We start from the raw sequence: 26,181 nt of genomic DNA on the forward strand, positions 1-26,181 counted from the left end.
GGGCCCCGTACGCACCTCACCAGCCGTGCGGTTCGACGGGCGGCGGGGCCCCTTTCTCTCCACGGGGAAGACACATGCGCATCCGTGCCACCCTCGGCGTCGTCACCGGCGCCCTGGCGCTCTCCGCCGTCTCCGTCCCGGCCGCCCAGGCCGACGAGATCAGCGGCGACACCACCATCTCGAACATCTCGGTGAACGGCGGCAAGGCCGTCGTCGTCGGGTCCACCACGTACAAGCGGATCACCATCTCCTTCACCGTGAAGGACGACTCCGGCGTCGAGAACGCCATGGCCCTGCCCTACTACGGCACGGACCTGGACCACGCCGACAGCGCCGCGCTGCCCAACACCAGCGACTACTACTCGGTGTGCACCGCGGTGGACTCCACCACCGCCAACTGCAAGGCGACGTACGACTTCACGCCGGGCGAGAACGCCATCAACAGCGTCGCCGGCACCTGGAAGCTGTGGGTCCTCGCCTCGGGCAAGGACGGCGACTACGTCCAGAAGGAGAACGCCCGCAGCTTCAAGGTGCAGCGCCTGTCCAAGCTGACGGTCAACGCCTCGCCGGAGCCGGTGAAGAAGGGCAAGACCCTCACGGTCACGGGCAAGCTGACCCGCGCCAACTGGGACGCCAACAAGTACTCCGGCTACGCCGGCCAGTACGTGAAGCTCCAGTTCCGCAAGAAGACCGACACCAGCTACACCACGGTCAAGACGATCAAGACCAACTCCTACGGCGACCTGAAGACCACGGTCACCGCCTCCGTGGACGGCTACTACCGCTACAGCTACGTGGGCAACTCCGCCACTCCGGCCGTCAGCGCCGCGGGCGACTTCGTCGATGTGCAGTAGTCCGCGCCCGTCCCTCGCTCTTTCCCACTGAGGAAACACATGCGTATTCGCCCCACCGTGGCCGCCGTCTGCGGCGCCCTCGCCCTGTCCGCCGTCGTCGCGCCGGTCGCGCAGGCCGCCGACGCCCCGAGCCGCGGCGACCGTGTCGCCTCGGCGCTGGCCGCCCACCAGGCGGCCTCCGCCGGGTCGGACCGCAGTGCCTTCTCCACCGCCGCCGACGAGGGCGCGCCCTACGCCCTCGATCTCACCTTCTCCGGTGTGAAGATCAACGGCGGCAAGCCGATCGCGGTCGGCACCAAGGCCCAGAAGACCGTGCCGGTGACCTTCAAGGTGACCCACGCCGCGGACATCGACCTGGACGCCGAAGACTTCGAGATGGACGTCTTCCTCTACCGGGGCACCCTCGAGAAGCCGGTCAACGTGCTGATCGGCGACGACTACCCGGTCTGCGCCGCCACCTCGGCGACGACCGCGTCCTGCAAGGGCACCGTCGACATCTACCCGGCCGACGGCGAGCTGATGAACGCGGACGCCACCACCTGGAAGGCCGTCGGCTTCGCCGTGGACTGGAACGACCAGCTCATGGCCGAGGAGCCGGACTGGAGCAAGGTCGGCTACGCCGAGGCCGACAACCTGGCCACCACCCGTCTCCAGCGCTTCTCCAAGCTGACGGTCAACGCGGGTCCGGAGCCGGTGAAGAAGGGGGCCACCCTCACCGTCACCGGTCAGCTCTCCCGCGCCAACTGGGAGACGGGCACGTACAACGGCTACGCCGGACAGTCGGTGAAGCTCCAGTACCGCACGAAGAACGCCACCAGCTACACCACGATCAAGACGATCAAGACGAACAGCTACGGCAACCTGAAGACCACGGTCAAGGCGTCCGCCGACGGCTACTACCGCTACAGCTTCGCGGGCACCACGACCACCCCGGCCGTCAACGCCGCGGGTGACTTCGTCGACGTGCGCTGAGCATCCCCCGCGGCCCCGGCCGCGACCACGGCCCCGGAAGCCATCCGGGGCCGTGTGTTTTTTTCCGGCCCGTTGTCCAGCCGCCGGGGCAGCCGCTTTTTTCGGCCGTCGTGGGCGCTCCGGGCAACCCCGGGTCCCTCAAGTCCATCTGACCACTTGAGTCATGACTCGACTTCACGAACATTCACTTGGGGAACGCATGCGCATACGAGCCACCGTGGCCGCCGTCTCCGGCGCCCTGGCCCTCTCCGCCCTCGCCGTCCCGGCCGCGCAGGCCGCCGGCGGGCACGCTCAGGACGGCGACTACCGCGCCGACGCCGCGAAGATCGCCCGAGCGGCGAACGACCGCGCCCCGGGGAAGCCGTACGACCTGGCCGTCACCTTCTCCGACTTCAAGGTGGCCAAGGCCATCAAGGTCGGCACCGGGGCCCACGTCTCCCGCACGGTCACCTACACCCTGACCCACGGCGCGGACGTCAACGTGAAGGCCGCCGACTTCCTCACCGCGCCCTACCTGTACCGCGGCAGCTTCGACGCCCCGTCCGCCGTCCCGCTGATGGGCAACAACCCCGCCACCTGCAAGCCCACCTCGTCGACCACCGCCGCCTGCACCGGCAAGATCGACATCTACCCGGCCCAGGACGACCTGCTCAACCGCGACGCCGGCACCTGGAAGGGCGCCGCCCTGGCCATCGACTACAACGGCCAGGACCCGGAGGGCTTCGACTTCGACATCACCAAGGTCGGGTACGCCGACCAGGGCGGCCTCGGCACCGCGCTGATCCAGCGCGCCTCCCTGCTGACCGTCGACGCCACGCCGGAGCCGGTGAAGAAGGGCGCCACCCTCACCGTCGCCGGCAAGCTGTCCATCGCCAACTGGGAGACCCACAAGTACTCCGGGTACGCCAACCAGTCGGTGAACCTCCAGTTCCGCACGAAGGACGCCACCAGCTACACCACGGTGAAGACCATCAAGTCGGCCGCCGGCGGTGTCCTGAAGACCACGGTCAAGGCGTCCGCAGACGGCTACTACCGCTACAGCTTCGCGGGCAACGTCGCCGTCCCGGCCGTCAACGCCGCGGGCGACCTCGTCGACGTGCAGTAACCCCTACGCGGGGAACCGGCGGCCGACCCACCTCCACAGGACTTCCAGGGCGGCCGCCGCTCCCGCCGCGATGCCCACCGCGATCCACGGCATCGTCACCCCGACCAGCTTCAGCGCGAAGAAGTCCTGGAGCCACGGCACCGCCAGCACCACCACGAACGCCCCGCCCATCGCGGCGACCAGCGCGATCCGCCACCAGGTGTAGGGGCGGGCGATGATCGCCAGCACCCACATCGAGATCAGGAACAGCGTCAGCGTGGCGGCACTGGTCTCCGCGTCCAGCGCCGCCGGGCCCGAGTAGTGGTGCCCGGCGATCAGATACGTGGCGAAGGTCGCCAGCGCGGCCAGCGCCCCGCCCGGGATCGCGTACCGCATCACCCGCCGTACGAAGTTCGGCCGCGCCCGCTCCTTGTTGGGCGCGAGCGCCAGGAAGAAGGCCGGGACGCCGATGGTGAGGGTGGACAGCAGGGTGAGGTGCCGGGGCAGGAACGGGTACTCCACCTGCCAGCAGACCACCAGGATCGCCAGCAGCACCGAGTAGACCGTCTTCACCAGGAACAGGGTCGCCACGCGGGTGATGTTGCCGATCACCCGGCGGCCCTCGGCGACCACCGACGGCAGCGTGGCGAAGCTGTTGTTCAGCAGCACGATCTGCGCCACCGCCCGGGTCGCCTCCGAGCCGGAGCCCATCGCGACCCCGATGTCGGCGTCCTTCAGCGCGAGCACGTCGTTCACGCCGTCGCCGGTCATCGCGACCGTGTGCCCGTGCGACTGGAGCGCGCCGACCATGTCCCGCTTCTGTCGCGGGGTGACCCGGCCGAACACCGTGCCCTCGTCGAGGGCGGTCGCCATGCCCGCCCGGTCCGCGGGCAGCGTGCGCGCGTCCACCACGCCGCCGCTCAGGCCCAGCTTGCCCGCCACCGCGCCGACGGAGACCGCGTTGTCGCCGGAGATGACCTTGGCGCGGACGTTCTGCTCGGCGAAGTAGCGCAGGGTGTCGGCGGCGTCCGGGCGCAGCCGCTGCTCCAGGACGACCAGGGCGGCCGGCTCGGCGTCCCGGGCGACCTCGGCGGAGTCCAGGTCGTCCCCGGCGGCGCGGGCCAGCAGCAGGACCCGCAGGCCCTGCTCGTTGAGCCGCTCGGTCTCGGTGAGGGCCGGGTCGTCGGGGGTGAGCAGCACGTCGGGGGCGCCCAGCAGCCAGGTGCTGGTCTCGCCGTCGCCCTCGCTGAAGGAGGCGCCGCTGTACTTGCGGGCGGAGGAGAACGGCAGGGACTCGGTGCACCGCCAGTCCTCGGCCTCCGGGTAGGCGTCGATGATCGCCTGGAGGGAGGTGTTGGGGCGCGGGTCGGACTCGCCGAGGGCGCCGAGGACCCGGCGTATGTACGCCTCCTCGTGGCCGCCCAGGGTCCGCAGCTCGGTGACGTCCATGCCGCCCTCGGTGAGGGTGCCGGTCTTGTCCAGGCAGACGGTGTCCACGCGGGCCAGGCCCTCGATCGCGGGCAGCTCCTGCACCAGGCACTGTTTGCGGCCCAGCCGGATCACCCCGATCGCGAAGGCGACGGAGGTGAGCAGCACCAGGCCCTCGGGGACCATGGGCACGATGCCGCCGACGGTCCGGGCGACGGAGTCCTTGAAGTCGGTGTTCTTGACGACGAGCTGGCTGATGACGAGGCCGGTCGCGGTCGGGACCATCATCCAGGTGACGTACTTGAGGATCGTGGAGATGCCGGAGCGCAGCTCGGACTGGACCAGGGTGAACCGGGACGCCTCCTCGGCGAGCTGGGCGGCGTAGGCCTCGCGGCCCACCTTGACGGCCTGGAAGGCGCCGCCGCCGGCCACCACGAAGCTGCCGGACATCACCTGGTCGCCGGGGCGTTTGACGACCGGGTCGGCCTCGCCGGTGAGCAGCGACTCGTCGATCTCCAGGCCGTCGGCCTCGACGCACACCCCGTCGACGACGACCTTGTCCCCGGGCCCGACCTCGAGGACGTCGTCCAGGACGATCTCCGAGGTGCCGACCTCGACGGCGACCCCGTCGCGCCGCACGGTGGGCCGCACCTCGCCGATCAGGGCGAGCGAGTCGAGGGTCTTCTTGGCCCGCCACTCCTGGACGATGCCGATCCCGGTGTTGGCGAGGATGACGAAGCCGAACAGGCTGTCCTGGATCGGCGCGACGAACAGCATGATCACCCAGAGCACGCCGATGATCGCGTTGAACCGGGTGAACACGTTCGCCCGGATGATGTCCACCATCGACCGGCTGCTGCGCACCGGCACGTCGTTGACCTGCCCGCGCGCCACCCGCTCGGCCACCTCCGCGGCCGTCAGCCCCCCGGCCGGCACCGCGGAGACGGGGCGCGCGGAGCCGAGGTGGGCGTCCGCGTCGATGTGGGTCATGCATTCGACGGTACGTGCGGAGCTACCGCTTCACCCGCCGAATGCGCTCTTCTCCCGCGCCGCCCGCTTGAGGGCGGCGTCGCGCTTGCGGACGTACCAGATGCCGATCAGGCCGAGGCCCGCGCCGGCCAGGCAGGTCCACACCCACCAGGTGTGGCCGCGTTCGTCGAACCAGCCGTAGAAGGGGAGCTGGACCAGGAAGAGGACGAACCAGAGGATCGTGCCGCCGGTGATGGTGGCGACCACGGGGCCCTCAAGGGGCTCCGGCGCCTCGTGCTTGGGGGTCCACTTCGCCATGGGGCACAGCTTACGAGGCGGTCGGTTCAGAAGGGCGGGCGATCAGTTCTACGCGCGGAGATGGCAATCAAGGACTCATATGTTCATACTGAAACCGTTTGTCTCTGACCGCTTCTGCTCGTAGGAACACACCAATGACCACCTCGGCACCCGCCAAGGTCCCCACGCCCGAGCAGCCGGGCAAGGCGTCCGCCCACGGCGCCCTGGACCGCTACTTCAAGATCTCGGAGCGTGGCAGCACCCTGGCGCGCGAGGTCCGTGGTGGTCTCGCCACCTTCTTCGCGATGGCGTACATCATCGTGCTGAACCCGATCATCCTCGGCAGCGCGAAGGACATGTACGGCAACCAGCTGGACAACGGCCAGCTCGTCACCGCGACCGCGCTGACCGCGGCGTTCACCACCCTGCTCATGGGGGTCGTCGGCAACGTCCCGATCGCGCTCGCCGCCGGTCTCGGCGTGAACTCGGTGGTCGCGCTCCAGCTCGCGCCCCGGATGTCCTGGCCCGACGCGATGGGCATGGTCGTGCTGGCCGGCTTCGTCGTGATGCTGCTGGTCGCCACGGGGCTGCGCGAGCGCGTGATGAACGCGGTGCCGTTCGGGCTGCGCAAGGCGATCTCCATCGGCATCGGCCTGTTCATCATGCTGATCGGCCTGGTCGACTCCGGCTTCGTCTCCCGGATCCCGGACGCCGCCCACACCACCGTCCCGCTCCAGCTCGGCGGCGACGGCCACCTCAACGGCTGGCCGGTGCTGGTCTTCGTCCTCGGCACCCTGCTGACCCTCGCGCTGATCGTGCGCAAGACGCCCGGCGCGATCCTGGTCTCGATCGTCGTGATGACCGTCGTCGCGGTCGTCATCAACGCGATCGCGGACATCCCGTCCTGGGGCCTGACCACCCCGAAGTGGCCGGGCAACCCGGTCGCCACCCCGGACTTCGGACTGGTCGGCGAGGTCAGCCTGTTCGGCGGCTTCGAGAAGGTCGGCGTGCTGACCGGCCTCCTGTTCGTCTTCACCGTGCTGCTGTCGTGCTTCTTCGACGCGATGGGCACGATCATGGGCGTCAGCGACGAGGCCAAGCTGACCGACGCCCAGGGCCAGATGCCGGGCATCAACAAGGTCCTGTTCGTGGACGGCATCGCGGTCGCCGCGGGCGGCGCCAGCTCCTCCTCGGCCACCACCGCGTTCGTGGAGTCCACGGCCGGAGTCGGCGAGGGCGCCCGCACCGGCTTCGCCAACGTCGTCACCGGCGGCCTGTTCGCCGTGGCCCTCTTCCTCACCCCGATCGCCACCATGGTCCCCTCCCAGGCGGCCACCCCGGCGCTGCTCGCGGTGGGCTTCCTGATCCTGGCGGGCTCCGTCAAGGAGATCGACTGGGCGGACTACACGATCGCCGTCCCGGCCTTCGTGACGATGCTGATGATGCCGTTCACGTACTCCATCACCAACGGCATCGGCATGGGCTTCATCACCTTCGCCGTGCTGCGGCTGGCGGCCGGGCGGGGCCGGGAGGTCCCGGCGGCGATGTACGTGGTGTCGGCGGTGTTCGCCTTCTACTACCTGATGCCGGCGCTGGGGCTCACGTAACGCCGTAGAACCTCTCGGTCTCCTCGACGGCGGCCTGGAAGCGCTCGTCGAAGTCATCACGGATGAGCGTCCGGACGACATGGTCCTGGACGCTCATTCCTCTTTTCGCCGCGTGGTGCCGGAGACGTTCGAGCAGCTCCCCGTCCATCCGCAGGCTGAGCACGCTGGTCCCCATGGGGACGAGGGTCGGCGGACGCCCCGGGTGGTGAGTGACATTCCGCTTCTGGATCACTCGTTCGGGTGATGATCGGTCTTTCGTGGTGCGTGTCACGGGCGGAGGCGTCCGCTCCGAATGGTCTTTAGAGAGAGTAATGAGTTACGCTAAGGAACATGCCGGACCTTAACCATGGCGACGACGCTGCCGCCGTGAACTCCCTGCGTTCCGCCGTCATGCGGCTCTCCCGTCGCCTCAAGCACCAGCGGGTCGACGAGTCACTGAGCCCCACCGAGATGTCGGTGCTGGGCACCCTGTCCCTCTGCGGCAGGGCCACACCGGGCGAACTCGCCCGCAAGGAGCACGTCCAGCCGCCGTCGATGACCCGCATCGTCGCGCTGCTGGAGGCCAAGGGACTGGTCCGGCTGGAGCCGCACCCCGAGGACCGGCGCCAGAAGGTGGTCACCCCGACCGAACAGGCCGAGGCGATGCTGGAAGAGAGCCGCCGCAAGCGGAACGCCTTCCTCGCCACCCTGGTGGAGTGCCTCGACGAGGACGAGTGGGCCAAGCTGCGCGCCGCCGCCCCCGTGCTGGAGAAGCTCGCGCACCTGTAAGCAGTCGCAAGGAGGAGGCGAACCCTGTTGAGTACGGGACCCGGAGCAGACTCCGCCCCCGCACCGGCCACCCACGACACCGCATCCGTCCCCGAGGCCCCCCGTGAGGCCAAGGCCTCCATGTTCAGCTCGCTGAAGATCAGGAACTACCGCCTGTTCTTCCTCGGCCAGGTCGTCTCCAACACCGGTACCTGGATGCAGCGCATCGCCCAGGACTGGCTGGTGCTCAGCCTCACCGGCTCCGCCACCGCCGTCGGCGTCACCACCGCGCTCCAGTTCCTGCCGATGCTGCTGTTCGGCCTCTACGGCGGCGTCCTCGTCGACCGCCTCCCCAAGCGGCCCACTCTGGTGGTCACCCAGACCGCCATGGCCGTCACCGGCCTCGCGCTCGCCGCGCTCACCCTGACCGGCCACGTCGCCGTGTGGCACGTGTACGTCGCCGCCTTCGCGGCCGGCCTCGCCACGGTCGTCGACAACCCGGCCCGGCAGTCGTTCGTCAGCGAGATGGTCGGCCCCGGCCAGCTGCACAACGCGGTCAGCCTGAACTCGGCGAACTTCCAGTCCGCCCGCCTCGTCGGCCCCGCCGTCGCGGGCCTGCTGATCACCGGCGTCGGCACCGGCTGGGCGTTCCTGCTCAACGGCCTGTCCTTCGTCGCGCCCATCGCCGGACTGCTGCTGATGCGCGCCCGCGAACTGCACGTCGTCGAGCGCACCCCGCGCGGCAAGGGCCAGCTCCGCGAAGGCCTGCGCTACGTCGCCGGACGCCCCCAGCTGATCTGGCCGATCGTCCTGGTCGGCTTCGTCGGCACCTTCGCCTTCAACTTCCCCGTCTACCTCACCGCCTTCGCCGACGACGTCTTCCACGCCGGCGCCGGCACGTACAGCCTGTTCAACACCCTCATGGCGGTCGGCTCCGTCACCGGCGCCCTGCTCGCCGCCCGGCGCGGCACGGCCCGGCTGCGGGTGCTGAGCGCTGCCGCGCTGGTCTTCGGCGCGGTGGAGATCGTCGCCGCGGCGACCCCGCAGCTGTGGATGTTCGCGGCGCTGATGATCCCGCTCGGCGTCTTCGGCATGACGGTGAACGTCACCGCCAACACCGGCATCCAGATGGCCACCGACCCGGCCATGCGCGGCCGGGTGATGGCCTTCTACATGATGGTGTTCCTCGGCGGCTCCCCGGTCGGCGCCCCGGTCGTCGGCTGGATCACCGACACCTACGGCGCGCGGGTCGGCCTCGCCGCGGGCGGTGCGATCGCCGCGCTGGCCGCCGCCACGATCGGCCTGATCCTCGCCCGCACCGGCGGCCTGCGCCTCGCCGTCGGCTGGCACCACGGCCACCCGACCCTCCGCTTCGTCCCGCGCGAACGCCGGGAGCGGCTGGCCACGGCGGCGTGACACCGCCCCCCGGGGGCAGGCCGGCTGTGCCAGGGTGACCGCATGAGACTCTTCGCCGCCGTGCTGCCCCCCGACGACGTCGCCGGGGAACTCGCCGCGGAGCTGGCCGTCCTGCGCGAGCTGCCCGGCGCCGACGGGCTGCGCTGGACCGGGCGCCCCGGCTGGCACTTCACCCTCGCCTTCTACGGCGAGGTGGACGAGCATCTGGTGCCCGGGCTGTCGGCCCGCCTGGAGCGGGCCGCGCACCGCACCGAGCCCTTCCCGCTGGCGCTGCGCGGCGGCGGCCGGTTCGGGCACGGGCGGGCCCTGTGGACCGGCGCGGACGGCGATGTGTCGACCCTGCGACTGCTGGCCGACCGCGCGGAGTCCGCGGCGCGCAAGGCGGGCGTGCCGATGGGGGAGCACCGCCGGTACAAGGCCCACCTGACGGTGGCCCGCAGCCGGACGGACATGGACGTGCGGCCGTACGTCCAGGCCCTCCAGGCCTTCACCAGCCGCACCTGGACCGTGGCCGAGCTGACCCTGGTCCGCAGCAGCCTTCCGACCTCCGGAGAACCCGGCGAACAGCCGCGCTACGAGACGGTCGCCCGCTGGCCGCTGGGCGGGGCCGGTTAGTCTCGGTGCGTGGACCCGAAAACCCGGAACCGGATCATGGCCGGTGCGCTTGTGCTGATGTTCGTTCTCGTGGCGGTGGCTTCCGCCCTGGGCGGGTAGCGGGGGAACTGCCGCCGTCCCTCGACGCGGGCCGTGTGTGGCCGGATCGCGCAGTTCCCCGCGCCCCTACCGGAGCTCCTCGTGCCCGGTGTCTACCAGGCGAAGGCCTCGGGGGACGGGCCCGGGCCCGGGAAGATCTCGTCCAGGCCGGTCAGCAGGTCCTCGCTCAGCTCCAGCTCGACCGCTCGCACGGCCGACTCCAGCTGGGTCAGGGTGCGGGGGCCGACGATGGGGCCGGTGACGCCGGGGCGGGTGAGCAGCCAGGCCAGGGCGACCTCGCCGGGCTCCAGACCGTGCTTGTCGAGCAGGTCCTCGTAGGACTGGAGCCGGGCCCGTACGGCCGGGTCGGCGAGGGTCTCGGCGGACCGGCCGGAGGCGCGGCGGCTGCCCTCGCCCTCCTTGCGGATCACCCCGCCGAGCAGGCCGCCGTGCAGCGGCGACCAGGGGATGACCCCGAGGCCGTACTCCTGCGCGGCCGGGATGACCTCCATCTCGGCGCGCCGCTCGAACAGGTTGTACAGGCACTGCTCGCTGACCAGGCCGAGCGAGCCGCGCCGGGCGGCGATCTCGTTGGCCTGGGCGATCTTGTAGCCGGGGAAGTTGCTCGACCCGGCGTAGAGGATCTTGCCCTGCTGCACCAGGACGTCGATGGCCTGCCAGATCTCGTCGAACGGGGTGGCCCGGTCGATGTGGTGGAACTGGTAGACGTCGATGTGGTCGGTGCCCAGCCGCTGGAGGCTGGCGTCGACCGCGCGGCGGATGTTCAGCGCGGACAGCTTGTCGTGGTTGGGCCAGACGGGGCCGCCGTCCGCGCCCATGTTGCCGTACACCTTGGTGGCCAGGACGACCTTGTCGCGGCGCCCGCCGCCCTTGGCGAACCAGCTGCCGATGATCTGCTCGGTGCGGCCCTTGTTCTCCCCCCATCCGTACACGTTGGCGGTGTCGAAGAAGTTGATGCCCGCGTCCAGGGCGGCGTCCATGATCGTGTGGCTGTCGGTCTCGTCGGTCTGCGGGCCGAAGTTCATGGTGCCGAGGACGAGCCGGCTGACCTTGAGTCCCGTACGTCCGAGCTGCGTGTACTCCATGAGCACCTAGCCAACGGCTTGAAGTGCGCTCGAAGCAAGGGGGGTCAGCCGCGGGGGAACCCGTGGGTCTTCGGGACGAGGTCGACGACGGTGCCGGTGACCTCCTTCATCCTTGGCAGCGGAGTCACTGAGCTCGGCGACGTGATACGAACGGCGGCCCGGTCACGCCGCGTACGCGCCGCCGACCCCCCAGGCCTGCCACATCGCCTTCGCGAAAGCGCCCGCGATCTTGTGCTCGCCGCCGGCGTTGGGATGCGTGCCGTCGTAGGTGTCGCGGTGGATGTCCCACGCGGCCGGGAGCGGGGCGAGGAGCAGGGGGGAGCGGGCCTCGTCCAGATCGGCGACCGTCTTCGCCAGCAGTTCGTTGAAGCGGGTGACCTGCTCGGCGAACGGGGCGTCCTGCTGGGCGCGAATGTTGGGGATCACCGGCAGCACCACCATCCGCACCCTCGGCCTGGCCTCGCGGGCCGCGGCGACGAAGGCGTGCACGTTCTCCGCGGTCTGCTCGGCGTTGGTGTAGAAGCCCAGGTCGATGAGGCCGAGGGAGACGAGCAGGACGTCCGCGCGGGTCTCGCGCACCGCGTCCGCGATGAGCGGTGCCATGTGCAGCCACCCCTCGCCCCAGCCGGCCAGGTGGGCGCGGGGGAAGTCAGGGTCGGCGTAGGCGTGCGACGTGGGGGCGTCGGCCGTCTTGTCGTACAGCGTCTCGCGCGGGCCGACGAGGGTGAACGGGCCGCCGTACGTCGCGCACAGGTGCTGCCACATACGGTGACGCCAGGTGTGTTCGCCCGCGCTGCCGATGGTCATGGAGTCGCCTACCGGCATGAACCTGAGCATCCGCTCATGATGAACGATCCGCGGGACGGCCGGGATCGGCGCGGGGTGTGAGGCCTGCCACGCGCCGTGAACTCCGGCCGGGGGTGGCAGGCTTGGGGCATGCGCCGAACGTTCGTGCTCCTCACCGCGGCCCTTCTCACGGGCGCGCTCGCCCTGCCGCCCGCCTCCGCAGCCGACGAGGGGTTCACCATCAAGGACCCGCGCATCACCGAGTCCAGCGGCCTGGCCGCCTCCCGGCAGCACCCGGGGATCTACTGGACCCACAACGACAGCGACGACGGCGCCCACCTCTACGCCGTGGACGGCCGGACGGGCGAGACGGTCGCGACGCTCACGCTCACCGGGGTGGGCACCCCGCGGGACGTCGAGGCCATCTCCATCGGGCCCGGGAACCAGATCTACGTCGGCGACATCGGCGACAACCTCGGCGGCACCTGGCCGCACGTCTGGATCTACCGGCTGCCCGAGCCGAAGACCCTGAAGGACGCGACCGTACCCGCCACGCAGTACGTGGTGACGTACGCGGACGGCGCCCGGGACGCCGAGTCCCTGGTGGTGCACCCGCGGACGGGGCGCGTCCACATCGTCGACAAGGACGAGCGGGGCAGCCATCTGTACGAGGGCCCGGCCGAACTCTCCGCCTCCGGCGGCAACGTGTTCCGGCGCGTCGCCGACGTCCCCGACCTGGAGGCCACCGACGCCGCCCTGTCCCCGGACGGCGAACAGCTCGTCGTGCGCAGCTACTTCGGGGCGGTCGCGTACGACTGGAACGGCGGGAAGATCAGGAAGACCGGGCGGCTGAGCGTGCCCTTCCTCGGGCAGGGCGAGTCCGTCACGTACACCGCCGACGGGTCGCGGCTGATGTACGGCGCGGAGGGCGCGGAGAGTTCGGTGGAGCCGGGGGAGGTGCCCGGGGGACCCGAGTCGCCCGCGGAGGCGGGTGGTTCCGCGCCGAGCACGGACGGGGACGGGGGCGCAGACGGTGACGGCGGCGGCGACGGGATCAGCATCGGCAAGGGGGCCCTCGCCGTGGGCGCGGCCGTCGTCGCCCTGGTGGGGCTGAGCAGGCTGCGGCGCGGGAAGTGACCGCCGGGGCCCTGCGGGCGGGCCCCGGCGGGCCGGTCAGGCCCAGTAGGCGCGGATGTGCTCCTCGACCGCCTGCCGCCAGACCGCGCGGTCGGGTTCACCGGCGGGCAGCGTCACCGGCGGGTAGCCGCCGGGGTGGACGTCGAGTGCGTCGGGGCGGGTGATGAGCACCGTCTCCAGCTCCTGGGCGCCCCGGTTCCAGGAAGCCGGGAAGTGGAAGTCCAGCTCCTGCCAGAAGGGCGCGGTGCGGCGGTCCTTCATCCGGTCCGGCCAGCGCTCCTTGCCGAGCTTGACCTCGGACTCGCGGAAGCGGAAGCCGAGGTCCTGGTAGACCTGGAAGAGCAGTTCCTGGGACGGCAGCGCGTGCACCTGGATCTCGTCGAAGTCGCCCTTGTCGACCGCGCTGTCGACGGCGAGTTCGGTGCGGACCGCGACGCGGCTGCCGGACAGCCTCAGGCCCCGCTCGTGGGTGAGCGGCATCTCCCAGGGCACGTCCAGCGCGATCCGCCGGACGACGGTCTCGCCCGCCGGCAGCCGGAAGGAGTCCACGGTCGCCTCGGTGACGACATAGGGGTTGTTCCAGCTCGTGGAGCCGTCCGGCTCCAGGTCCTCCGCGCGGACGACGAGTTCGAGCCGCAGCCGCTCCACGGTCAGGTCCGCGCCGCCGCCGCGCACGGTGACCTCGCACCGGAGCGGGGCGCCGGGCTGGACGCGGGCGGTGGTGACGACGGTGTCGACGGACGGGGCGCCCGCGCCGAGCGTGCGCAGGAACGTACGAAGTGCCATGTGGTGGGTTCCCCTCCCTGAGCCGGCGGTTCACCGTGAAGCGCCGACGCCGGGAGCCTACGTGTCCGCTGATCGTTCCCGCGCCCGCTGTGACACGAACACGTCCAGTCCGTCGAGGATCCGTTGCAGTCCGAACTCGAAGTGGTCGAAGTCGCTGGTCCAGGTGTCCTCGGAGAGACCGGCCATGATCGGGTAGCGCCCCTCGGCCATGACCCTCTCCAGGACCGGGGCCTGCGCGGCGAAGAACTCGGCCGTGGTGAGCCCGGACCGGCGCTCGGCCTCCTCCTGGTAGACCTGGGTGCGCGCGGCGCCGACGACGTAGGAGTCGATCACCAGGATCGCCGAGATCAGCTCGGGGTCGCTCAGTCCCATCGGCCGGATGCGGGAGAGCACCTTCTCCAGGCCGTCCAGCGCGCTCGGGCCGAGGATCGGCCGGGACTGGTTGACGTGCAGCAGCCAGGGGTGGCGCCGGTAGAGGGCGAGGGTGGCGCGGGCCATGCCCTCCAGGGCGGAGCGCCAGCCTTCGTCGCCGAGGCCGTCGGGGTCCTCGCCGGGGCGCTGCACGCGGTCCAGCATCAGGTCGAGCAGCTCGGCCTTGCCGGGGACGTACCGGTACAGCGACATCGCGCTGGTGCCCAGTTCGGCGCCGACGCGGCGCATGGAGACCGCCTCCAGGCCTTCGGTGTCGGCGACCCGGACGGCGGCTTCCACGATCTGGTCGAGGGTGAGGGCGGGCTTGGGGCCCCGGCTCGGGCGTCGCCCGGTGTCCCAGAGCAGTTCCATGGTGCGCGCGATGTCGCCGCTGCCGCTGGTGTCGGTCATTCCCTTGCCGCCGCTCGTCATGACCTCAGCTTATGTCCCGGTCAAAAAACTGCTTACATCGTACGCGCAATCGGGTACGGTGTAAGCAGTTAAGGGCAAGGGGAGGAAGAGAGCGATGAACGGTTACGCGGTACACGCCGAGGGCCTGGAGAAGCGGTACGGCGAGAAACGCGCCCTGGACGGCTTCGACCTGGCGGTCCGCGAGGGCACCGTGCACGGCCTGCTCGGCCCGAACGGCGCCGGCAAGACCACCGCCGTGCGCATCCTGTCCACGCTGATCCGGCTGGACGGCGGGCGGGCCGAGGTGGCCGGGCTCGACGTGGTCCGGCAGCCGCGCGAGGTGCGCGCCCGGATCGGCCTCACCGGCCAGTACGCGGCGGTGGACGAGGTGCTGACCGGCCGCCAGAACCTGGAGATGTTCGGTCGCCTGTTCCACCTCGGCGGCAGGCGGGCCCGGCTGCGGGCGGCCGAGCTGCTGGAGCAGTTCGACCTGACCGACGCGGCCGACAAGGGCGTGGGCGGCTACAGCGGCGGTATGCGCCGCCGCCTGGACCTGGCCGCGTCGATGATCCTCGCCCCGGCCGTGCTGTTCCTGGACGAGCCGACGACGGGGCTGGACCCGCGCAGCCGGGGCGAGGTCTGGGAGTCGGTGCGGGACCTGGTGGCGAGCGGCACCACGGTCCTGCTGACCACGCAGTATCTGGAGGAGGCCGACAAGCTGGCCGCCCGCATCACCGTCATCGACCAGGGCCGCGCCATCGCCGACGACACCCCGGACGGGCTGAAGGACCGGGTCGGCGGCGACCGTATCGAGGTGGTGGCCGCCGACCGGGCGGACCTCCCGCGCGTGGCGAAGGCGATCGCCCGGGTCTCGGACGGCGAGCCCGAGTCCGACGAGACCGAGCTGCGCGTGCACGCGTCGGTCACCGACCGGGTGGCCGCCCTCACCGACGTGGCCCGCACCCTCCAGGACGAGGGCGTGAAGGTCGAGGACATCGGGCTGCGCAGGCCCAGCCTCGACGACGTGTTCCTGCGCCTGACCGGACACCGCGCCAAGAAGGACGAGGAGACCGCGGCATGAGCACACTGAATGTCACCGAGGCCTCCGCGCGCGGGCGCGGTTACTGGCTCCTGTCCGACTGCTGGAACATCGTCCGCCGGGGCCTGACCCACTACCAGCGCCAGCCGGTCAACATCGCCTGGCAGCTGGGCTTCCCGATCCTGTCGGTCCTCCTCTACGGCTATGTCTTCGGCAGCGCCATGCAGGTGCCCGGCGGCGGGGACTACAAGGACTTCCTGATGCCGGGCATGTTCGTCATGACGATGGCGTTCGGTTTCATCAACACCGCGACGGTGGTGGTCTACGACTCGACGAAGGGCGTCATCGACCGCTTCCGCTCGATGCCGATGGCGTCGTCGGCGGTGGTGGCGGGCCGGGGTGTCACGGACCTGCTGGTGGCCTGCGCCGAGCTGGCCATCATGATGCTGACCGCCCTCGCGATGGGCTGGCGCCCGGACGGCGGCTGGGGCTTCCTCGGCGCGTTCGGTCTGCTGCTGTGGCTGCGGTTCTCGCTGATCTGGGTCGGTGTCTGGCTGGGCCTGATCGTGCCCAACCCGGAGGCGGCGGGCGGCCTCTTCGCGGTCGCCTTCCCGCTGACGATGATCTCCAGCATCTTCGTGGCCCCGCAGCTGATGCCCGACTGGCTCGGCTGGGTCGCCGCCTGGAACCCCATCTCCTCGACGGCGGCGGCCGCCCGCGACCTGTTCGGCACCCCGGCCGGCAACGGCGACTCCTGGGTGGAACAGCACGCCCTGCTGATGTCCGGGATCTGGCCGCTGATCCTCACGGCGATCTTCCTGCCGCTGGCGGTACGGCGGTTCCAGCGGCTCGGCCGCTGACGGCCTGCCGCCCGGCCACGACGACGAGGGGCGCCCGGTGTTCGCCGGGCGCCCCAAGCCGTCGTACGGGAGTGTCTTCCTAGGGAGCGTCGTCTGCGGGAGAAGGTCAGAGCTTCTCGATGACGTAGTCGACGCACTTGGTCAGCGCCTCGACGTCCGACGGCTCGATCGCCGGGAACATCGCCACGCGCAGCTGGTTGCGGCCGAGCTTGCGGTACGGCTCGGTGTCGACGATGCCGTTGGCGCGCAGCACCTTGGCGACCGCGGCGGCGTCCACCTCGTCGGTGAAGTCGATCGTGCCGATGACGGCCGAGCGCTTGGCCGGGTCGGCGACGAACGGGTTGGCGAACTTGACGTCCTCGGCCCAGCCGTAGAGCGTCCGCGCGGAGGTGGCCGTGCGGCGCACCGCCCAGTCCAGGCCGCCCTGGCCGTTGATCCACTCCAGCTGCTGGTTCAGCAGGAAGAGGGTCGACAGGGCCGGGGTGTTGTACGTCTGGTTCTTGCGGGAGTTGTCGATCGCCGTCGGCAGCGAGAAGAACTCCGGGACGTGGCGGCCGGAGGCGTGCACGCGCTCGGCGCGCTCGATCGCCGCCGGGGAGAACACGCCGATCCACAGGCCGCCGTCGGAGGCGAAGGACTTCTGCGGGGCGAAGTAGTAGACGTCCGTCTCGGCGATGTCGACCGGGAGGCCGCCCGCGCCGGAGGTGGCGTCGACCAGGACGAGCGCGCCCTCGTCGGCGCCCTCGACCCGCTTGATGGGCATCGCGACACCGGTCGAGGTCTCGTTGTGCGTGAAGGCGTAGACGTCGACGCCCGCCTCGGCGGCCGGCTCCGGGTGGGTGCCGGGGTCGCCGGCGATCACGGTCGGCTCGGCCAGCCAGGGGGCCAGCTTGGCGGCCTTGGCGAACTTGGAGCTGAACTCGCCGAAGCTGAGGTGCTGCGACTTGTTCTCGATCAGGCCGTGGGTCGCGATGTCCCAGAACGCGGTGGAGCCGCCGTTGCCGAGGACGACCTCGTAACCGTCGGGCAGCTGGAACAGCTCGGAGATGCCCTCGCGGACCTGGCCGACCAGGTTCTTGACCGGGGCCTGGCGGTGGGAGGTGCCGAGCAGGGACGTACCGGTGGCGGCCAGGGCGTCCAGCGCCTCCACCCGCACCTTGGAGGGACCCGCGCCGAATCGACCGTCCGCGGGCTTGATGTCAGCAGGAATCTGGATCTCAGCCACGAGGCGGAGCGTATCCGGTCGCCGAAACCCGGCGGAGACGTGTCCGTCGGATGAGACAAGATCTCCACCCCATGGACCTGTAGGAATCTGTAGGAACCTGGGAGGCATGACGGATCTCGAAGGGGAGCTGCGGGCCGCCGTCCGGGGCGAGGTGCGGTTCGACGCCACCGCGCGGGCGCTGGTGACCATGGACGCGTCCAACTACCGGCGCGTCCCGCTGGGCGTCGTCGCACCCCGGGACGCCGACGACGTGGCGGCGGCGCTGGAGGTGTGCCGGGAGCGCGGGGTGCCGGTGGTGGCCAGAGGCGGCGGCACGTCGATCGCGGGGCAGGCCACGGGGACCGGGCTGGTGCTGGACTTCACCCGGCACATGAACCGGGTGCTCGCGCTCGACCCGGAAGCGCGCACGGCCGTCGTCCAGCCGGGGCTCGTCCTGGACCGGCTCCAGGAGGCCGCCGCGCCGCACGGGCTGCGCTTCGGACCCGACCCGTCCACGCACAGCCGCTGCACCCTCGGCGGAATGATCGGCAACAACTCCTGCGGCTCCCACTCGGTGGCCTGGGGGACGACCGCGGACAACGTGCGCGAGCTGTCGGTGGTCACCGCGCGCGGGCGGCGAGCGCGGCTCGGGCCGGGCTGGGCCGGGGCGCCGGACGGGCTGCGGGCGCTGGTCGACGGGGAGCTGGCCCGGCTGCGGACCGGCTTCCCCCAGCTTCCGCGCCGGATCTCCGGCTACGCCCTGGACGCGCTGCTGCCCGAGAAGGGCGCCGACGTCGCCCGCTCCTTCTGCGGCTCGGAGGGCACCCTCGGGGTGCTGACGGAGGCGGTCGTACGGCTGGTGGAGTCCCCGCGCGCGCGGGCGCTGGCGGTGCTGGGGTACGCCGACGAGAGCGCGGCGGCGGAGGCGGCGGCCGGTCTGCTGCCGTACGGGCCGCTGACCGTCGAGGGCATGGCCGCGGACCTGGTGCCGTCACCGGCCGCGCTGCCGAGGGGCGGGGCCTGGCTGTTCGTCGAGACCGGCGGGGAGTCGGCGGCGGAGGCCCACGCGCGCGCGGAGGCGGTCGTGCGGGCCGCCGACGTCGTCGACGCCCTGGTGGTGACCGACCCGGGCGGGCAGCGGGCGCTGTGGCGCGTCCGGGAGGACGCGAGCGGCACGGCCACCCGGATGCCGGACGGCACCGAGGCATGGCCCGGCTGGGAGGACTGCGCGGTGCCGCCCGCCCGGCTCGGCGCGTACCTGCGGGAATTCCGGGGCCTGCTGGCCGCCCACGGGCTGCGCGGCACGCCGTACGGCCACTTCGGGGACGGCTGCGTCCACGTCCGCATCGACTTCGACCTGCTGACCGAACGGGGCGTGGCCCGCTTCCGCCGCTTCTCGGAGGAACTGGCGGACCTCGTGGTCGCCCACGGGGGCTCGCTCTCCGGGGAGCACGGGGACGGGCAGGCGCGGGCGGAACTCCTGCCGAGGATGTACGGAGCGCAGATGTGCGCACTGTTCGAGCGCGCGAAGGCCGTGTGGGACCCGGACGACCTCCTCAACCCCGGCATGCTGGTCCGCCCGCACCCCCTGGACGCGGGTCTCCGCTTCGCGCCCCTGCCCCGCCGCCCGGTCCCCGTGGCCTTCGGCTACCCGGCCGACGGCGGTGACTTCTCGGCGGCGGTGCGGCGTTGCGTGGGCGTCGCGAAGTGCCGTACGGCCACGGCGAGCGGCCCGGCGGTCATGTGCCCGTCCTTCCGGGCGACCGGCGAGGAGGAGCACTCCACGCGCGGGCGGGCCCGGCTGCTGCACGAGATGCTGGCGGGCGAGGTGGTCACCGGCGGCTGGCGCTCGACGGAGGTCCGGGACGCGCTCGACCTCTGCCTGTCCTGCAAGGGCTGCCGCTCGGACTGCCCGGTCGGCGTCGACATGGCCACGTACAAGGCGGAGTTCCTGCACCACCACTATGCCGGGCGCCGCCGCCCCGCCGCCCACCTCAGCATGGGACGGCTGCCGGAGTGGCTGGGCGCGGTGGACCGTACGCGTACGGCCCCGCTGGTCAACGCGCTGGCCGGGGCGGGGCCGCTGGCCCGGCTGGGGAAACGGCTGGGCGGGATCGCGGCGGAGCGGCAGATCCCGCGGCTGGCACCGGAGACGTTCACCCGGTGGTGGGGGCGGCGGCGATCCACCGGCACGGGGACACGGGGCACGGGGGTGGTGCTGTGGCCGGACACCTTCACCGAACACCTCTCGCCCTCGGTGGGCCGCGCGGCGGTGCGGGTCCTGGAGGCGGCGGGCCTGGACGTGACCCTGCCGCCGTCGCCGCCTCGCGGCCGGTCCCGGGTCTGCTGCGGGCTGACGTACGTCTCCACGGGCCAGCTCGACCGCGCCCGTACGGTCATGCGCCGCACGCTGGACCTGATGACCCCCGTGCTGGAGACCGGCACACCGGTGGTGGTCCTGGAACCGAGCTGCGCGGCGGCCCTGCGCACCGACCTGCCCGAGCTGCTCTCCGGCGACCCGCGCGCGGCCCGGCTCGCCTCCCGCGTCCTCACCTTCGCCGAGTCCCTGGACCGCCTCGCTCCCCACTGGATCCCGCCCCGCCTCGACCGCCCGGCCACCGGCCAGACCCACTGTCACCAGCACGCGGTCCTCGGCGACGCCCCCGACCGCCGGCTGCGCGCCGCCGCGGGCCTGACCGGTGACCTGTCCGGCGGCTGCTGCGGCCTCGCGGGCAACTTCGGCTTCGAACGGGGCCACTACGAGGTCTCGGCGGCCTGCGCGGAGGAACAGCTGCTGCCCGCGGTCCGGCTAGCCCCCGAGGACGCGGTGATCCTGGCGGACGGCTTCTCCTGCCGGACCCAGCTGGAGCAACTGGGCGGAGTGCGGGGGCGACACCTGGCGGAGGTGCTGGCGGAAGGGCTGGAGGAGGAAGGGCTGGGGGAGACTCCGGGGCAGGCGGCCAAGTAAGTGGCATAACCGCTTCACACACCTGATGTAGTCCACTACCCTGGACTGCGAAGTACAGCTAGATGAACGAACGTCAGCGAACGAGCCCCCTGGACCGCCCGTGACCACCCCGGACACCGCCACGACCGCAGCCGTCGCCGCCTCCCACTCCACCGCGCCCCCCGGCGCCCCGCGCCGGTTCGGCTCGCTCGGGCCCGTGGGGCTGGTGTTGGCGGGCGGGATCTCGGTGCAGTTCGGCGGTGCCCTGGCCGTGCTGCTCATGCCGAGGGCGGGCGCCCTCGGGGTCGTCGCGCTGCGGCTGGCGGTGGCGGCGGTGGTGCTGCTGCTGGTCTGCCGGCCCCGGGTGAGGGGTTACTCCCGTGCCGACTGGGGGACGGTCGTCGTCTTCGGCGTCACCATGGCCGGCATGAATGGCCTCTTCTACCAGGCCGTCGACCGCATCCCGCTCGGTCCCGCCGTGACGCTGGAGGTGCTGGGCCCGCTGGCGCTGTCGGTGATCGCCTCCCGCCGCGCGGTGAACCTGATCTGGGCGGGCCTCGCGCTGGCCGGAGTCTTCCTCCTCGGCGGGGGAGGCTTCGGCGACCTGGACCCGGTGGGTGCGGCGTTCGCGCTGGGCGCGGGCGCGATGTGGGCCGCGTACATCGTCTTCAGCGCCCGCACCGGCCGCCGCTTCCCCCAGGCGGACGGACTGGCGCTGGCCATGGCGGTCGGCGCGGTCCTCTTCCTCCCGCTGGGCATCGCGGAGGCGGGCGCCAAGCTGCTCGACCCGGTCACCATCGGCCTGGGCGCGGCGGTCGCCCTGCTCTCCTCCGTCCTCCCCTACACCCTCGAACTCCTCGCCCTGCGCCGCCTGCCCGCCTCCACCTTCGCCGTCCTGATGAGTCTGGAGCCCGCCATCGCCGCCACAGCGGGCTTCCTCCTCCTCGACCAGGCCCTCACCCACACCCAGGCCCTGGCCATCGCCCTGGTCGTCGCGGCCAGCATGGGCGCGGTGCGGACGCAGGTGGGGCGGGGGAAGGCGCAGGTCTCCTAGCCGGGCAGGTCGTTCGCGGCGGCGCCGACGAAGGCCGCGAAGGCGTCAGGGGTGATGGTGAAGGCGCCCGCGGCGGGGTTCCTGGAGTCGCGGACGGCTGTGCGGGGCTCGAGGCCGGCGGTCTCTGCACACGTACCGCCGGTGTCACCGCTGTACGACGACTTGCGCCACGTGGTGCCCGTCAGGTTCAGGTTCGCTGTCTGCGCACACACCGCGTGCGGTCTGTGGAAAACCGATTCATGCAAGCACGCTTGATTGTTTTCACTCTCGCTGCCATGCTCCCCCCATGGCCGACCCGACGCCCCCGCCGACGTCTCTGCCCGTCTTCGACGACCTCCGTGCCGAGAGCGACGAACTCGACCGGCTCGTGGCCGGCTTGGGCCCGGAGCGGTGGAAGCTCCAGACCCCCGCCCCCGGCTGGACCGTCGCCCACCAGATCGCCCACCTCGCCTGGACGGACCGCTCCGCGCTGCTCGCGGTGACCGACGCGGACGGGTTCCGGGCACTGGTCGAGAAGGCGCTCGCCGCGCCGGACAGCTTCGTGGACGAAGGAGCCGAGGAGGGCGCGACGCTTCCGCCCGGTGAGTTGCTGAGCCGCTGGAGGGACGGCCGTACCGCTCTCGACCGCGCCCTGCGCGACGCCCCGGCCGGTGCCCGTTTCCCCTGGTACGGCCCCCCGATGTCCGCCGCCTCCATGGCCACCGCCCGGCTCATGGAGACCTGGGCCCACGGACTGGACATCGCGGACGCGCTCGGCGTCACCCCCGACCCCACGGACCGTATCCGCCACATCGCCCGACTCGGCGTCCGCACACGGGACTTCGCCTACACCGTCCACGGCCTCCCGGCCCCCGCCGAGCCGTTCCGCGTCGAACTGGCCAGCCCCGCCGGGGAACTGTGGGCCTACGGTCCGCAAGACGCCGCCCAGCGCGTCACCGGCCCCGCCCTCGACTTCTGCCTCCTCGTCACCCAGCGGGCCAACCGCGCCGACCTCGCCCTGCGCGCGGACGGCCCGGACGCCGACCACTGGCTCGGCATCGCGCAGGCCTTCGCGGGGCCGCCCGGCGCCGGACGGCCGGCGAAGGGGGACGGCGCCCCGTGACCGCACTCCGCATCGGCAACGCCTCCGGCTTCTACGGGGACCGCTTCGACGCGCTGCGCGAGATGCTGACCGGCGGTGACCTGGACGTCCTCACCGGCGACTACCTCGCCGAGCTGACCATGCTGATCCTCGCCCGGGACCGGCTGAAGGACCCGGCAGCCGGGTACGCGCGCAGCTTCCTGCGGCAGCTGGAGGACACCCTCGGTCTCGCGCACGAGCGGGGCGTGCGGATCGTCACCAACGCGGGCGGGCTGAACCCGGCGGGACTCGCCGGCGCCGTACGGAAGCTCGCCGACCGCCTCGGCGTTCCGGTCCGTGTCGCGCACGTCGAGGGCGACGACCTCACCGCCGCCCACCCCGGCAGTCTCGCCGCCCACGCCTACCTCGGCGGGTTCGGCGTCGCCGCCGCCCTGCGCGCGGGCGCCGACATCGTCGTCACCGGCCGGGTCACGGACGCCGCCCTGGTCACCGGGCCCGCCGCCGCCCACTTCGGCTGGCGGCCCGCGGACCACGACCGGCTGGCGGGGGCCGTCGTCGCCGGGCATGTGCTGGAGTGCGGGACGCAGGCGACCGGCGGCAACTACTCCTTCTTCCGCGACGGCGACGTCCGCCGGCCCGGGTTCCCGCTCGCCGAGATCCACCCGGACGGCAGCTCGGTCATCACCAAGCACCCCGGCACGGGCGGGTTCGTGGACCTCGGCACGGTCACCGCGCAGCTGCTCTACGAGACCGGCGGCGCACGCTACGCCGGACCCGATGTCACCGCCCGGCTGGACACCGTAAGGCTCAGCCAGGAGGCCCCCGACCGGGTGCGGATCGAGGGGGTGCGCGGGGAGGCGCCGCCGGACACGCTCAAGGTCGGCGTCAACCGGCTCGGCGGCTTCCGCAACGAGGTCGCCTTCGTGCTGACCGGGCTGGACATCGAGGCCAAGGCGGCGCTGGTGCGCGAGCAGATGGGCGATGTCCTGGCCAAGTCGCCGCCCGCCGAGGTCCGGTGGGAGCTGTCCCGCACCGACCGGGCCGACGCCGCCACCGAGGAGACCGCGAGCGCCCTGCTCCGGCTGGTCGTCCGCGACCCGGACCAAGCCGTCGTGGGACGGCCGCTCACCGCCGCCGCCGTGGAACTCGCCCTCGCCAGCTATCCCGGCTTCCACGTCCTGGCTCCGCCCGAAAAGGGCTCGCCCTACGGGGTGTTCGAGGAGGTGCACGTCCCTCAGGGCAGCGTCGAGCATGTGGCCGTGCTTCCCGACGGGCGGCGGATCGCCGTGGCGCCGCCCGAGGACACCCGGCCCCTCCGGCCACTCGACGAACCGGCCCTCCCCGAGCCCCTGCCGCCCGGTCCCGTCCGCCGCGCGCCCCTCGGTCTCGTCGCGGGGGCCCGCAGCGGGGACAAGGGCGGGAACGCCAACGTCGGGGTGTGGGCGCGGACGGACGAGGCCTGGCGGTGGCTGGCCCACACCCTCACCGTGGACGTCTTCCGGCGGCTGCTGCCCGAGACCGCCGGGCTGACCGTCGTACGCCACGCACTCCCGAACCTGCGCGCCCTGAACTTCGTCGTCGAGGGGATCCTCGGCGCGGGTGTCGCCGCCCGGCACCGCTTCGACCCGCAGGCCAAGGCCCTCGGCGAATGGCTGCGCTCCCGCCACCTGGACATCCCGGAGGCTCTGCTGTGACGGTTCTCCCGTCCGCCCTGGACACCCACGACCCCGCCTACGCGGCGAACCGCGAGGCCATGCTCGCCAAGCTCGCCGCACTCGACGCCGAGTACGTCAAGGCCCTCGCGGGCGGCGGCGAGAAGTACGTCGAGCGGCACCGGCGGCGCGGCAAGCTGCTCGCCCGCGAGCGGATCGAGCTGCTGCTCGACCCGGACACACCGTTCCTGGAGCTGTCCCCGCTGGCCGCGTGGGGGAGCGAGTACACCGTGGGGGCCTCCCTCGTCACCGGGATCGGGGTCGTCGAGGGCGTCGAATGCCTGATCACCGCCAACGACCCGACCGTGCGCGGCGGCGCCAGCAATCCCTGGTCGCTGAAGAAGGCGCTCCGCGCGAACGACATCGCGCTCGCCAACCGGCTGCCCTGCATCAGCCTGGTGGAGTCGGGCGGGGCCGATCTGCCGTCGCAGAAGGAGATCTTCATCCCCGGCGGGGCGATCTTCCGGGACATCACACGGCTGTCCGCCGCCGGGATCCCGACGATCGCGGTCGTCTTCGGCAACTCCACCGCCGGGGGCGCGTACGTGCCCGGCATGTCCGACCACGTGATCATGGTCAAGGAGCGGGCGAAGGTGTTCCTCGGCGGGCCGCCGCTGGTGAAGATGGCCACCGGGGAGGAGAGCGACGACGAGTCGCTGGGCGGTGCCGGGATGCACGCGCGCGTGTCCGGCCTCGCCGACCACTTCGCCGTCGACGAGCCCGACGCCCTGCGGCAGGCCCGGCGGGTGGTCGCCCGGCTCAACCACCGCAAGGCGTACCCGGATCCGGGGCCCGCCGAGCCGCCGAAGTACGACCCCGAGGAACTGCTGGGCATCGTCCCGGGCGACCTGAAGATCCCCTTCGACCCGCGCGAGGTGATCGCCCGGCTCGTCGACGGCTCCGACTTCGACGAGTTCAAGCCGCTGTACGGCACCAGCCTGGCCACCGGATGGGCGAGCCTGCACGGCTACCCCGTCGGCATCCTCGCCAACGCCCAGGGCGTCCTCTTCAGCGAGGAGTCCCAGAAGGCCGCCCAGTTCATCCAGCTCGCCAACCAGCGCGACATCCCGCTGCTGTTCCTGCACAACACCACCGGCTACATGGTCGGCAGCCGCTACGAGCAGGGCGGGATCATCAAGCACGGCGCGATGATGATCAACGCGGTCAGCAACTCGCGGGTCCCGCATCTGTCCGTCCTCATGGGCGCCTCGTACGGCGCCGGGCACTACGGCATGTGCGGGCGCGCCTACGACCCGCGCTTCCTGTTCGCCTGGCCCAGCGCCAAGTCGGCCGTCATGGGCCCGCAGCAGCTCGCCGGCGTCCTGTCGATCGTCGCCCGGCAGTCGGCCGCCGCCAAGGGACAGCCGTACGACGACGACGCGGACGCCGCCCTGCGCGCCATGGTGGAGCAGCAGATCGAGTCCGAGTCGCTGCCCATGTTCCTGTCCGGGCGGCTGTACGACGACGGCGTCATCGACCCGCGCGACACGCGCACCGTCCTCGGCCTGTGCCTGTCCGCCGTCCACACCGCGCCCTACGCGGGCGTGCGCGGCGGCTTCGGCGTCTTCCGGATGTGAGGG

At 72.0% G+C, this 26,181-nt stretch carries 24 protein-coding genes; 15 read left to right on the forward strand and 9 right to left on the reverse strand.

Features of this window, described 5'->3' with window-relative positions; translation table 11 throughout:
- Positions 1-74 precede the first annotated feature (74 nt).
- From VE614_RS30975 to VE614_RS30985, 3 genes are all read left to right on the forward strand, one after another.
- A complete protein-coding gene (locus VE614_RS30975) occupies positions 75-854 on the forward strand; it encodes a DUF5707 domain-containing protein (protein WP_324944700.1) in 780 nt (259 codons plus the stop codon).
- A gap of 39 nt (positions 855-893) precedes the next feature.
- The gene (locus VE614_RS30980) at positions 894-1,826 is read left to right on the forward strand and encodes a hypothetical protein (protein ID WP_324944703.1); all 933 of its coding nucleotides are present in this window, start codon (positions 894-896) and stop codon (positions 1,824-1,826) included.
- A 199-nt stretch (positions 1,827-2,025) separates the two neighbouring features.
- The gene (locus tag VE614_RS30985; protein WP_324944706.1) at positions 2,026-2,931 is read left to right on the forward strand and encodes a DUF5707 domain-containing protein; all 906 of its coding nucleotides are present in this window, start codon (positions 2,026-2,028) and stop codon (positions 2,929-2,931) included.
- 3 nt (positions 2,932-2,934) lie between these two features.
- On the opposite strand, the gene VE614_RS30990 is transcribed toward VE614_RS30985, so the two are convergent.
- Together VE614_RS30990 and VE614_RS30995 are read right to left on the reverse strand one after the other, a co-directional pair.
- Entirely contained in the window at positions 2,935-5,328 is a 2,394-nt protein-coding gene (locus tag VE614_RS30990) for an HAD-IC family P-type ATPase (protein ID WP_324944709.1), read from the reverse strand.
- 30 nt (positions 5,329-5,358) lie between these two features.
- Positions 5,359-5,625: a DUF2530 domain-containing protein gene (locus VE614_RS30995; protein ID WP_324944712.1), complete on the reverse strand. Its 267-nt coding sequence runs from the start codon at positions 5,623-5,625 to the stop codon at positions 5,359-5,361.
- A gap of 134 nt (positions 5,626-5,759) precedes the next feature.
- Here VE614_RS30995 and VE614_RS31000 point away from each other — a divergent pair, with 134 nt between their 5' ends.
- Positions 5,760-7,211: an NCS2 family permease gene (locus VE614_RS31000; RefSeq protein WP_324944714.1), complete on the forward strand. Its 1,452-nt coding sequence runs from the start codon at positions 5,760-5,762 to the stop codon at positions 7,209-7,211.
- Here VE614_RS31000 and VE614_RS31005 read toward each other — a convergent pair.
- Positions 7,204-7,386 carry a ribbon-helix-helix protein, CopG family gene (locus VE614_RS31005; RefSeq protein WP_324944717.1) on the reverse strand — a complete coding sequence of 61 codons (183 nt, stop codon included), beginning with the start codon at positions 7,384-7,386 and terminating at the stop codon, positions 7,204-7,206. The two genes, VE614_RS31000 and VE614_RS31005, sit on opposite strands and share 8 nt — an antisense overlap.
- 155 nt (positions 7,387-7,541) lie before the next feature.
- On the opposite strand from VE614_RS31005, the gene VE614_RS31010 reads away from it, so the two are divergent.
- The 3 genes from VE614_RS31010 to thpR are packed head-to-tail and all read left to right on the forward strand — an operon-like array spanning position 7,542 to position 9,989.
- Positions 7,542-7,979: a MarR family transcriptional regulator gene (locus VE614_RS31010; RefSeq protein ID WP_324944720.1), complete on the forward strand. Its 438-nt coding sequence runs from the start codon at positions 7,542-7,544 to the stop codon at positions 7,977-7,979.
- Between the two features lie 27 nt (positions 7,980-8,006).
- A complete protein-coding gene (locus VE614_RS31015; protein ID WP_324944723.1) occupies positions 8,007-9,374 on the forward strand; it encodes an MFS transporter in 1,368 nt (455 codons plus the stop codon).
- 42 nt (positions 9,375-9,416) lie between these two features.
- Complete coding sequence (gene thpR, locus VE614_RS31020) at positions 9,417-9,989, forward strand: RNA 2',3'-cyclic phosphodiesterase (RefSeq protein ID WP_324944726.1); 573 nt, start codon at positions 9,417-9,419, stop codon at positions 9,987-9,989.
- 191 nt (positions 9,990-10,180) lie between these two features.
- On the opposite strand, the gene VE614_RS31025 is transcribed toward thpR, so the two are convergent.
- Together VE614_RS31025 and VE614_RS31030 are read right to left on the reverse strand one after the other, a co-directional pair.
- Positions 10,181-11,173, reverse strand: coding sequence for an aldo/keto reductase (locus tag VE614_RS31025; RefSeq protein ID WP_324944729.1), 993 nt, complete (start codon positions 11,171-11,173; stop codon positions 10,181-10,183).
- A gap of 162 nt (positions 11,174-11,335) precedes the next feature.
- Positions 11,336-12,010 carry a GDSL-type esterase/lipase family protein gene (locus VE614_RS31030; protein ID WP_324944732.1) on the reverse strand — a complete coding sequence of 225 codons (675 nt, stop codon included), beginning with the start codon at positions 12,008-12,010 and terminating at the stop codon, positions 11,336-11,338.
- Between the two features lie 99 nt (positions 12,011-12,109).
- Between VE614_RS31030 and VE614_RS31035 the strand changes: the two genes are divergently transcribed.
- The gene (locus tag VE614_RS31035) at positions 12,110-13,096 is read left to right on the forward strand and encodes a WD40 repeat domain-containing protein (protein ID WP_324944735.1); all 987 of its coding nucleotides are present in this window, start codon (positions 12,110-12,112) and stop codon (positions 13,094-13,096) included.
- A gap of 36 nt (positions 13,097-13,132) precedes the next feature.
- On the opposite strand, the gene VE614_RS31040 is transcribed toward VE614_RS31035, so the two are convergent.
- Positions 13,133-13,882, reverse strand: coding sequence for a sporulation protein (locus VE614_RS31040; RefSeq protein WP_324944739.1), 750 nt, complete (start codon positions 13,880-13,882; stop codon positions 13,133-13,135).
- A gap of 57 nt (positions 13,883-13,939) precedes the next feature.
- The gene (locus VE614_RS31045) at positions 13,940-14,725 is read right to left on the reverse strand and encodes a TetR/AcrR family transcriptional regulator (RefSeq protein ID WP_324944743.1); all 786 of its coding nucleotides are present in this window, start codon (positions 14,723-14,725) and stop codon (positions 13,940-13,942) included.
- 94 nt (positions 14,726-14,819) lie between these two features.
- On the opposite strand from VE614_RS31045, the gene VE614_RS31050 reads away from it, so the two are divergent.
- A complete protein-coding gene (locus tag VE614_RS31050; RefSeq protein ID WP_324944747.1) occupies positions 14,820-15,785 on the forward strand; it encodes an ATP-binding cassette domain-containing protein in 966 nt (321 codons plus the stop codon).
- The gene (locus VE614_RS31055) at positions 15,782-16,603 is read left to right on the forward strand and encodes an ABC transporter permease (protein WP_324944751.1); all 822 of its coding nucleotides are present in this window, start codon (positions 15,782-15,784) and stop codon (positions 16,601-16,603) included. Before VE614_RS31050 ends, VE614_RS31055 begins: the two co-directional genes overlap by 4 nt.
- A 106-nt stretch (positions 16,604-16,709) precedes the next feature.
- Here VE614_RS31055 and serC read toward each other — a convergent pair whose 3' ends face one another.
- Positions 16,710-17,828 carry a phosphoserine transaminase gene (serC, locus tag VE614_RS31060; protein ID WP_324944753.1) on the reverse strand — a complete coding sequence of 373 codons (1,119 nt, stop codon included), beginning with the start codon at positions 17,826-17,828 and terminating at the stop codon, positions 16,710-16,712.
- Between the two features lie 106 nt (positions 17,829-17,934).
- Here serC and VE614_RS31065 point away from each other — a divergent pair, with 106 nt between their 5' ends.
- Both VE614_RS31065 and VE614_RS31070 read left to right on the forward strand, forming a co-directional pair.
- The gene (locus tag VE614_RS31065) at positions 17,935-20,775 is read left to right on the forward strand and encodes an FAD-binding and (Fe-S)-binding domain-containing protein (RefSeq protein ID WP_324944756.1); all 2,841 of its coding nucleotides are present in this window, start codon (positions 17,935-17,937) and stop codon (positions 20,773-20,775) included.
- Positions 20,776-20,875: 100 nt separating this feature from the next.
- Entirely contained in the window at positions 20,876-21,808 is a 933-nt protein-coding gene (locus VE614_RS31070) for an EamA family transporter (protein WP_324944759.1), read from the forward strand.
- On the opposite strand, the gene VE614_RS31075 is transcribed toward VE614_RS31070, so the two are convergent.
- The gene (locus VE614_RS31075) at positions 21,805-22,020 is read right to left on the reverse strand and encodes a DUF397 domain-containing protein (RefSeq protein WP_324944762.1); all 216 of its coding nucleotides are present in this window, start codon (positions 22,018-22,020) and stop codon (positions 21,805-21,807) included. The two genes, VE614_RS31070 and VE614_RS31075, sit on opposite strands and share 4 nt — an antisense overlap.
- A gap of 74 nt (positions 22,021-22,094) precedes the next feature.
- Between VE614_RS31075 and VE614_RS31080 the strand changes: the two genes are divergently transcribed.
- The 3 genes from VE614_RS31080 to VE614_RS31090 are packed head-to-tail and all read left to right on the forward strand — an operon-like array spanning position 22,095 to position 26,178.
- Positions 22,095-22,910 carry a TIGR03084 family metal-binding protein gene (locus tag VE614_RS31080; RefSeq protein WP_324944764.1) on the forward strand — a complete coding sequence of 272 codons (816 nt, stop codon included), beginning with the start codon at positions 22,095-22,097 and terminating at the stop codon, positions 22,908-22,910.
- Positions 22,907-24,583 carry an acyclic terpene utilization AtuA family protein gene (locus VE614_RS31085; RefSeq protein ID WP_324944767.1) on the forward strand — a complete coding sequence of 559 codons (1,677 nt, stop codon included), beginning with the start codon at positions 22,907-22,909 and terminating at the stop codon, positions 24,581-24,583. The genes VE614_RS31080 and VE614_RS31085 overlap by 4 nt, the downstream gene beginning before the upstream one ends.
- Entirely contained in the window at positions 24,580-26,178 is a 1,599-nt protein-coding gene (locus VE614_RS31090; RefSeq protein WP_324944770.1) for an acyl-CoA carboxylase subunit beta, read from the forward strand. The genes VE614_RS31085 and VE614_RS31090 overlap by 4 nt, the downstream gene beginning before the upstream one ends.
- The last annotated feature ends 3 nt before the right edge of the window (positions 26,179-26,181 follow it).

Origin of the sequence: Streptomyces sp. (assembly GCF_035645055.1) — a bacterium.
In the GTDB taxonomy this organism is placed as follows: domain Bacteria; phylum Actinomycetota; class Actinomycetes; order Streptomycetales; family Streptomycetaceae; genus Streptomyces.